The 8,446-nt window shown below is 69.1% G+C and carries 10 protein-coding genes and 1 pseudogene; 6 read left to right on the top strand and 5 right to left on the bottom strand.

What is annotated here, in order from left to right; genetic code table 11:
• The 6 genes from AC2W7C_RS10015 to AC2W7C_RS09990 all read left to right on the top strand — a co-directional run.
• A partial coding sequence (locus AC2W7C_RS10015; protein ID WP_486001310.1) for a hypothetical protein occupies nt 1–546 on the top strand: 546 nt, incomplete at its 5' end.
• A 101-nt stretch (nt 547–647) separates the two neighbouring features.
• Nucleotides 648–1,244 carry a CvpA family protein gene (locus AC2W7C_RS10010; protein ID WP_486001309.1) on the top strand — a complete coding sequence of 199 codons (597 nt, stop codon included), beginning with the start codon at nt 648–650 and terminating at the stop codon, nt 1,242–1,244.
• Between the two features lie 27 nt (nt 1,245–1,271).
• Nucleotides 1,272–2,786, top strand: a complete 1,515-nt coding sequence (gene purF / locus AC2W7C_RS10005; protein ID WP_486001308.1) for an amidophosphoribosyltransferase — start codon at nt 1,272–1,274, stop codon at nt 2,784–2,786.
• Nucleotides 2,787–2,829: 43 nt separating this feature from the next.
• On the top strand, nt 2,830–3,174 hold the full coding sequence (locus AC2W7C_RS10000; protein WP_486001307.1) for a VOC family protein: 345 nt from the start codon (nt 2,830–2,832) through the stop codon (nt 3,172–3,174).
• A gap of 46 nt (nt 3,175–3,220) precedes the next feature.
• On the top strand, nt 3,221–3,973 hold the full coding sequence (locus tag AC2W7C_RS09995; protein WP_486001306.1) for an SDR family NAD(P)-dependent oxidoreductase: 753 nt from the start codon (nt 3,221–3,223) through the stop codon (nt 3,971–3,973).
• 197 nt (nt 3,974–4,170) lie between these two features.
• Nucleotides 4,171–4,719 carry a hypothetical protein gene (locus tag AC2W7C_RS09990; protein ID WP_486001305.1) on the top strand — a complete coding sequence of 183 codons (549 nt, stop codon included), beginning with the start codon at nt 4,171–4,173 and terminating at the stop codon, nt 4,717–4,719.
• Nucleotides 4,720–4,724: 5 nt separating this feature from the next.
• Here AC2W7C_RS09990 and AC2W7C_RS09985 read toward each other — a convergent pair whose 3' ends face one another.
• From AC2W7C_RS09985 to AC2W7C_RS09965, 5 genes and pseudogenes are all read right to left on the bottom strand, one after another.
• Nucleotides 4,725–5,237, bottom strand: coding sequence for a lysozyme inhibitor LprI family protein (locus AC2W7C_RS09985; RefSeq protein ID WP_486001304.1), 513 nt, complete (start codon nt 5,235–5,237; stop codon nt 4,725–4,727).
• A 116-nt stretch (nt 5,238–5,353) separates the two neighbouring features.
• Nucleotides 5,354–6,976, bottom strand: a complete 1,623-nt coding sequence (gene der / locus AC2W7C_RS09980) for a ribosome biogenesis GTPase Der (RefSeq protein ID WP_486001303.1) — start codon at nt 6,974–6,976, stop codon at nt 5,354–5,356.
• 32 nt (nt 6,977–7,008) lie between these two features.
• The gene (locus AC2W7C_RS09975; RefSeq protein WP_486001311.1) at nt 7,009–7,143 is read right to left on the bottom strand and encodes a hypothetical protein; all 135 of its coding nucleotides are present in this window, start codon (nt 7,141–7,143) and stop codon (nt 7,009–7,011) included.
• 195 nt (nt 7,144–7,338) lie between these two features.
• Nucleotides 7,339–7,993: pseudogene (locus tag AC2W7C_RS09970) on the bottom strand (PQQ-binding-like beta-propeller repeat protein); the annotation flags it as partial.
• Nucleotides 7,965–8,384 (bottom strand): hypothetical protein, encoded by a 420-nt coding sequence (locus AC2W7C_RS09965; RefSeq protein ID WP_486001302.1) that lies wholly within the window; start codon nt 8,382–8,384, stop codon nt 7,965–7,967. The pseudogene AC2W7C_RS09970 and the gene AC2W7C_RS09965, both read right to left, overlap by 29 nt.
• Nucleotides 8,385–8,446 lie beyond the last annotated feature (62 nt).

Raw genomic sequence — 8,446 nt, 5'->3', positions numbered from 1 at the left:
GTGGTCGCGCCCGCCGCGGCCGATGCGGCGGCTCCAGCCGCGGCTGCGGCCGCCGCCTTCGACATCAGCAAGGTTCCGGTTTCGGAGGTCGCCCTGGGCGCGTTCCCCTACGTCGCCCTGCCCGCGGGCTATCAGGACGGCGGCGGACACACCCAGGATCTGGCGCGCTTCCCGTTCTGGACCGGCTCGGCGTTCGAGTTCGTCGAGGGCAAGGTCTATCAGGGCGGCATTCAGCCCGCCGAGGGCAAGACCTTCTCCAAGCTCGAACTCCAGCGCGCCATCGAGCAGCGGGTTCTCGCGCTCGGCGGCGTCAAGGTGACCGAAAGCCAGATCCCGACCTCGGCCTCCGACACCCTGAGCGACGATGTGAAGGTCGGCATGATCGACGGCCTGGGCGACATCTACAACGACCCGACCACGACCTATCTGATCCGTCGGGCGGACCGGAACATCTGGGTGCATTTCACGCCCAGCATGTACGGCGCCGCCTGGACCATCGCCGAGACCGAACCCAGGCCGGCCGCCCCTGCGATGCCTGCAGCCTGATCCTGAGAGATGCGCCGCCGGCTTCCGGCGGCGCGCTCTTTACGGCCGTCGAACGAATCTCGCGAAACGGCTATGCAAATCTTCTACACCTCCGAGCATCCATGACCGGTTTCGACGTCATCGCCATCCTGGTCATCCTGGCCTCGGCCGGCGCCGGCTGGGTGCGCGGCGGCACGCGCGAGATCATCACCCTGCTCAGCTTCGTGCTGGCGGCCTTCGTCGCCCTGGTCGCCCTGCCCCTGACCGCGCCGATCGGCCGGGGACTGGTCGATCCCGACTGGGCGGGGACCATCCTGTCGGCGGTGGGATCGTTCCTGCTGATCTATTTCGGCATCCGCATCTTCGGCTCGATCCTGTCCAGGCGGGCTCAGGCCCACCCCCATCTGGGCGGCGTTGACAGGTTCGTGGGCGTCTTCGTCGGCGCGGCGCGCGCCCTGGTCCTTCTGGGCGCGATCCATCTGGTGATCGTGGCCGCCATGCCGGGCGACAAGACGCCGCGCTGGCTGAGCGAGGCCGCCCTTCGGCCGGTGACGGCGGGCGCCGCCCGGCTGATCCAGATCGTTCTGCCGGGCATCGGGCGCGGCGCCGACGCCCTGTCTCCAGTCGTCAGTTCGTCCGTGAGCAAAGGGTTTTCCGAGGACGAAGCCTTGCCCTCGCCCCAAACAAGCAATACTTCGCCGCCGTCCGCCCAGCGCTAGCGTCCCCTGCTTCATCGGAGCCCCACGATGAGCCGCCTCGACCACTCCATCGCCGCTCCGGTCGTCCACCGGGAGCACCATCGCGACGCCGACGACGACCGGCCGCGGCTGGAGTGCGGCGTCTGCGGCGTCTGGGGCGCGGACAAGGACGACGCCTCCTCCATCGTGGCCCTTGGCCTGCACGCCCTGCAGCATCGCGGACAGGAAGCCTGCGGCATCGCCAGCGTGCACGAGGCGCGCTTCTACACCGAGCGTCACATGGGCTTGGTGGGCGAGGCCTTCGGCGGAAGCAACCTGGCCGAACGGATGCCCGGATCGGCGGCGGTGGGCCACACCCGCTATTCCACCGCCGGCGGCTCCTTCCTGCGCAACATCCAGCCGATGTTCGCCGACCTGGACCAGGGCGGAATCGCCGTGGCTCACAACGGTAATCTCACCAATTTCAAATACCTGCACAGCCAACTTGTCTCCGAAGGTGCGATCTTCCAGTCGACCTCGGATTCAGAGGTGATCCTGCACCTGATCGCCCGAAGCCGTAAGGCCAAGGTGGTCGATCGCTTCATCGACGCGATCGGCCGGATCGAGGGCGGCTACGCCCTGGTCTGCCAGACCCGTTCCAAGATGATCGGCGCGCGCGACCCGCTGGGCATCCGCCCGCTGGTGCTGGGCCAGATCGGCGACGCCTGGGTGCTGGCGTCCGAGACCTGCGCGCTGGACACCGTCGGCGCCACCTTCGTGCGCGACGTCGAGCACGGCGAGGTCGTGGTCATCGACCACGAGGGCCTCCGCTCGATCAAGCCGTTCCCGGTCAAGGCGGCTCGCCCCTGCCTGTTCGAATACGTCTACTTCTCGCGCCCCGACAGCTTCGTGAACGGCAAGTCGGTCTACGAGGTCCGCAAGCGCATGGGCCGGGGCCTGGCGCGCGAGCACGCGGTCGAGGCCGACGTGGTCGTGCCGGTGCCCGATTCCGGCGTGCCGGCCGCCATGGGCTACGCCCAGGAGAGCGGCATTCCCTACGAGATGGGGATCATCCGCAGCCACTACCTGGGCCGCACCTTCATCCAGCCCAGCCAGGGCGCCCGTCAGAAGGGCGTGCGCATGAAGCACAGCCCCAACAAGGCCGTGCTCGCCGGCAAGCGCGTGGTGCTGATCGACGACTCCATCGTGCGCGGCACCACCTCGGTGAAGCTGGTCCGCGCCGTCCGCGCGGCCGGCGCCGCGGAGGTGCACCTGCGGTCGGCCTCGCCGCCGATCCTTTGGCCGGACTTCTACGGCATCGACATGCCCGAGCGAGACCAGCTGATCGCCGCCAACAAGACGCTGGAGGAAATGCGCGCCTATCTGGAGGTCGACTCGCTCGGTTTCCTGTCGGTGGACGGCCTGTACGAGGCGATGGAGGCGGGCCCGCGCGATCCGCAGAACCCTCAGTTCACCGACCACTATTTCACCGGCGACTACCCCACCCGCCTGCTGGATCGCGAGATCGAGGAAGGCGGGCGCGAGGAGGCGTCGCGGCAACTTTCGCTGCTGGTGAGCGCTTAAGGTACGGATCGGCCGCGTCCGGTCCTCGCCTTCGGGACCGCCCATGATCCAGCTCGGCTACTTCACCATCGACACGCCCGACATCGAGAAGGCCAAGGCCTTCTATGGCGCGCTATTCGACTGGACGTTCGACGCCGAGGCCTCCAATCCGACCTACGCCCAGGTCGCGGACAGCGAGCCGCCCTTCGGCTTCATCAAGGTCGAACGGGCCGGGACCTTCACTCACCTGTATTTCCGGGTCGAGGACGTCACCGCCGCGTGTGCGCGGGTCACCGAGTTGGGCGGCAAGGCGGCCGTGCCGTCGGAAAGCGCCGCGGGCTTGTCCGCGGTGGTCTCGGACAACCAGGGCGTCAGCTTCAGCCTGTGGCAGCCTGCCGCCGCCTCCTAGGCCGGTTTCGCTTCCGCGCGCCGGACGGTCGCGCTATCAGCGCGCCATGACCGACCTCCCCCTGAAAGACCGCATCGCCCTTGTTGTCGGCGCCTCGCGCGGCATTGGCTACGAAAGCGCCCTCGCCCTGGCCAAGGCCGGCGCGCACGTGATCGCCACGGCGCGCACGCAGGGCGGCCTGGAGGAGCTGGACGACGCCATCTTCGCCGCCACCGGCCAGCACGCCACCCTGATCCCGTTCGACCTGGTGGACGGCGGCGCGATCGACCGCATGGGCGGGGCGCTGTATGAGCGCTTCGGCCGGCTGGACATCTGGGTGCAGGCGGCCGCGACCATGGGCGCCGAAGGCCTTACGCCGGTCTCCAACGCCGACCCGCGCGGCTTCGCCAAGGTCGAGAAGACCAACTTCACCGCCGTCTATCGCCTGATCCGCTCGCTGGAGCCCTTGCTGAAGGCGTCCAGCGCAGCGCGGGTGATCCACCTGACCACTAGCGTCGCGGCCGCGCCGCGCGCCTTCTGGGGCGCCTACGCCGCGACGAAGGCGGGGGCGGAGGCGCTGATGAAATGCTGGGCCGACGAGATCGAGTCCATGCCCGTCCGCGTCTCCATCGTCGATCCCGGCCGGATGCGCACCCAGCTGCGGGCCCAGGCCTTTCCCGGCGAGGATCCTGAACAGAATGTCCACCCCTCGGCCATCGGCCCCCTGATCGTGGAGCTGGCCCGCGGCGACCTGACGCCGCCGCTGACAGTCAGCTTCAAGGACTGGAATGCGGCCCCAGAGGCGTCGGCTTTGGTCTGACGCCGTCCCGAAGCGACGCGCGAATTGCGTCGCCGGACGTTGTGATCGACACCTGTCGTCGAGGAGCCGCCGATGCCCGAAGCCGAAGACGTGATCCGTCGCTACACCTCGATCTCGTCGGTGATCGACACCCTTCTTCGCAAGGAGCTGGCGCTGCTGGACCCCCAGGCCTGGACGATCGGAACGATCGGTATTTCATGGGCCTGTACAAGGAGAAGAAGGGCGTCGGCGGCCTGTATGCGGTCTGCGCGGCGCAATGCCGCGAGACCTATCATCACTGGCGGGTCTTCACGAACACCGCCGACGGCGCCTGCATAGAAATCCGCCGCAAGCCGCTGGAGGACTGGCTCGCCACCCTGCCCTCGGCGCGGTTCGGCCCGGTCGACTACCTGGTCCTGCCCAAGGTCGAGGGCCTGACGGCTAAGGACGTCGACCGGCTTCCCTTCGTCAAACGCCACGGCTTCGCCGCCGAGGACGAATATCGGATCCTGATCGAGACCCGGGAAGCCCAGCAGCCGGCGCTGGGCATCCCCCTGCCCATCGCCTGGGTGGCCCGCGTGCACCTGAACCCATGGCTGCCCAAGACGGTGTCGGACAGTCTGAAGGTCGCCCTGAAGTCCCTCCCCGGCTGCAGCAAGCTGCCCGTGCTGAAATCGCAGTTGATCAACAGCAGCCGGTGGAAGCAGGCCGGCGATCGGGTCGTGGGCCGCAAGGTCGTCCGCCAGCGCCTGCACCTGAAGCGCTGAGCGGCCTATTCGTCCAGGTCCTCCGGCGGGGACGGAGTCGGCTCCTCCTCCCAGGCCCGTTTGACGGGCTCGGGCAGGATAGGCTCCTCGGCGCCGCGGTACAGATAGTCGCGCCAGATCACCTTGGTGCGCTCGTGGGTGAGCTCGATCTCGCAGTCCGTCTGGGCCAGGCCGCGGGCCGTGCCCCGGCCGAACGCCTCGTAGACGCCGTTGCACCAGATATCCCGGTAGGCCGTGAAAGCCGCCGCCGACGCCTGCATCCAGGCTCTTTCCTGATCTACCGGATCGGAATCGGTCCGGCCACGGCGTTCGGCGCGTTCCTCGGTTTCCGCGCGGCGCTGGGCGGCGGCGTCCTGGGCCGCCTGGAGATAGCGCTGCATCCGCGCCTCCTCCCGCTCCCGGTACCAGCCGTAGCAGACGCGCATCTCCATATCGTTGCGTCCGGCGTCGCGGCAATCGATCCGCTCCCCGTCAAACTCCTGGCCGACCAGGGCCGTCATCGCCAACAGTTCGAGCATGACGTCGTCCTCCGCGGCCCAGGAGATGGAGCCTAGGCGCGATGCTAGCCCGCGCCGGAGACGGCCTCCAACAGAGCGGAGTAGGACGTCAGGAATCGTGGGGGCTGCGACCCGCCCTACTTCTTCGGTGCGTGCTTCTGGCCGGTGCGGATGCGGCCCGAGCGGGAGACCTGACGGGCCCCGCCGCGCGCGCCCTTCTGGACGGCCACGGACGATCCCGCCTTCTTGGACGAGCTGGCCTTCAGCCCGCCCAGCACCTTGGGCTGGGCCTTGCGCGCCTTCTTCTGCTCCAGCGCCTTGCCGGGCAGGTTGGACAGCCGCTCCTCGGCCTTTTCGGCCTTCTTCACCCGGCGCGGCGCGGTCTTGGCGTCGCCCTTGTAGCGTTCCGGGCCCGACTTGGCGCCGCCCTCGGCGTAGGGGTTGTCGCCGCTCGACTTGACCGTCAGGCGGATCGGCGTGCCCGGCAGATCGAAGCTCTCGCGGATCGAGTTGATCAGGTAGCGCTTGTAGTGGTCCGGCATGGCCGCCGCCCGACTGGCCATCAGCACGAAGGTCGGCGGCCGGGCCTTGGTCTGGGCGATGTATTTCGGCTTGATCCGCTTGCCGTCGACCGCGGGCGGCGGGTGCCGCTGCGTGGCCAGGGACAGCCAGGTGTTCAGGTCCTTGGTCTTCACCTTCACCGACCAGGTCTCATAGGCCTGGATCACGGCCGGCATCAGTCGCTCGACCCCGCGCCCCGAGTGAGCCGACAGAGCGACGAACGGCGTGCCCTTCAGCTGGGGCAGCTTGTCCTCGGCCATCCGTTTCAGCTCGGCCAGGCGGGCCTGGGGCTCTTCCTCCAGGTCCCATTTGGAGGCGACGTAGATCAGCGCGCGACCCTCGCGCTCGACCAGGTCGGCCAGCTGCAGGTCCTGGATGTCGAAGGCGTTGTCCTTGTCCATCATCAGGATCACCACCTCGGCGAAGGTGATGGCGCGGATGGTGTCGGCGACCGACAGCTTCTCCAGCTTCTCCTGCACGCGGGCCTTGCGGCGCATGCCGGCGGTGTCGACGAAGCGGATCGCCCGCCCCTCGTACTCCCAGTCGACGGAGATGCTGTCGCGGGTGATCCCGGCCTCGGGGCCGGTCAGCAGGCGGTCCTCGCCCAGCAGGCGGTTGACCAGGGTGGACTTGCCGGCGTTGGGGCGGCCGATGACGGCGATGCGGATCGGCTTGTCGGCCTCTTCGGCCTCTTCGACGAAGATATCGGCCGAGGCCGCCACGATGGCCTGATAAAGGTCGGCCATGCCCTCGCCGTGCTCGGCGGATAAGGCTACCGGCTCGCCGAAGCCCAGCGCATGGGCCTCGCCCACGCCGCCGCCGCTTTCGCGGCTCTCGGACTTGTTGGCCAGCAGGATGACCGGCTTGTGGACCTTGCGCAGGCGGTCGGCGAAGATCCGGTCCAGAGAGGTCACCCCCTCGCGCGCGTCCATCATGAACAGGATCAGTTCGGCGTCGTCGATGGCCGCCTCGGTCTGTTCGCGCATGCGCGCTTCCAGGCTCTGGTCGGTGACGTCCTCGTAGCCGGCGGTGTCGATCAGCGTCAGGTCCATGTCGCCGATGTTCCCATCGGCGTAGCGACGGTCGCGGGTCACGCCCGGCCGGTCGTCGACCAGCGCCAAACGCTTGCCGACGAGGCGGTTGAACAGGGTCGACTTGCCCACGTTGGGGCGGCCGACGATGGCGACCTTCAGAGCCATGTCGGCCTTCTAACGCAGTTCGCGATGTTTGGTCAGCGGATGCTGACCAGATCGCCCTTGTCGGTCAGGACGTAGACCGAGCCGTTGTAGGCGGCCGGGGCGATGAAGGCGGGTCCGCCCAGCTTCAGGGTGGCGGTCTGGGCGCCGGTCTTGGGGTCCAGGGCCACCAGTTCGCCGTCCGAATTGACCAGCAGCAGGCGGTTGGAGGCCAGCAGCGGACCGGACCATTCCGGCGTGACCGTTCGGTCGAAGAAGCCCAGGAAGCCGCCCTCCTGGCGCGTGCGGCCCTCGTTCAGGTCCCGCGTCCAATAGACCTGGCCGGTGTCGCGATTGACCACGGTCAGTTCGCCGCTCTTGGACACCACATAGACCACGTCGCCGACCGGCAGGGGCGCGTTCACCCCGGCGACCGGAAGCTGCCACTTGGGCTGGCCCGAGCGCACGTCCATGGCGGACATGACGCCCGAGTGGCCGATGGCGTAGACGACGCCGCGGCTGATCACCGGCCGGCCGGCGATGTCGCGCAGTTCGGACAGGGCGCTGGTGCGGCTGGTGCGCGACAGGACCTGGGTCCAGAGCGCCTGGCCGGTGGAGGCCCGCAGCGCGATCACCTCGCCCGACGAGAACGGCGCGATGACGGTTTCGCCGGTCACGGCCGGGCTGGAAGCGCGCATGATGCGGGCCGGCTCGGGAATGCCGCGATAGGACCAGTCCTGACGGCCCGTCGTGACGTCGAAGGCCATCATCTGGTTCTCGACGTCCACCACGAACACCCGGCTGCCGAGACGGTCGGCGCGCGTGGATGGGCACGTCGACGGGGGTGGTCCACAGCACCGAGCCCGAAGCCTGATCGATGGCGGAGACGGTGCGATAGCCCGAAGCGACGAACACCTTGCCGCCGCCGGCCGCCACGCCGCCGCCGAAGCCGCCGCGTTCGCGCCCTTCGGGCCGGACGTTCACCTTCCAGGCCTGGGCGCCCGTGCCGGCGTCAAGCGCCGTCACGGCTGGACTCGCCATCCAGGACGAAGACCCGGCCGTTGTCGGCCACGACGGGAGCCATGACCTGGCGGACGCGCGACGAGCCCGCGCCCACGCCCCGCCGCCAGGCGACGGCGAAGTCGGCCGCGCCGATCACGTGCTCGACCGCGTTCTCGGTCGTGCCGCCGGGCTGGGTCCAGGCCGTGGCCGCCTGCGGGCCGGGAATGAAGAAGTCGCGGCCCGCCAGCGCCGCGGACGGCGCCAACTGCTGCTCGAACTCAAGCACCGAGATCCGCTGACCTTCCGTGGCGGTCGCACGGGGCGCGTCGTCGCCGCCCAGGCCGAATGGCAGGGCGCGGCGAACGGTGCCGCACGAGGCGACGGTGACGGCGAGGCTGCACAGCAGGGCGACTTTGAGCGCGCGGTTCATGGCGGACGTCCTGGAAGCGGGGATCACGGGCGAGCCGGAGCGGCCGGTTGGGGCGGGCGGGG

Source organism: Brevundimonas sp. CURTG3B2_SDJG, from assembly GCF_057364705.1.
This window is presented reverse-complemented; position numbering and strand designations above follow the sequence as displayed.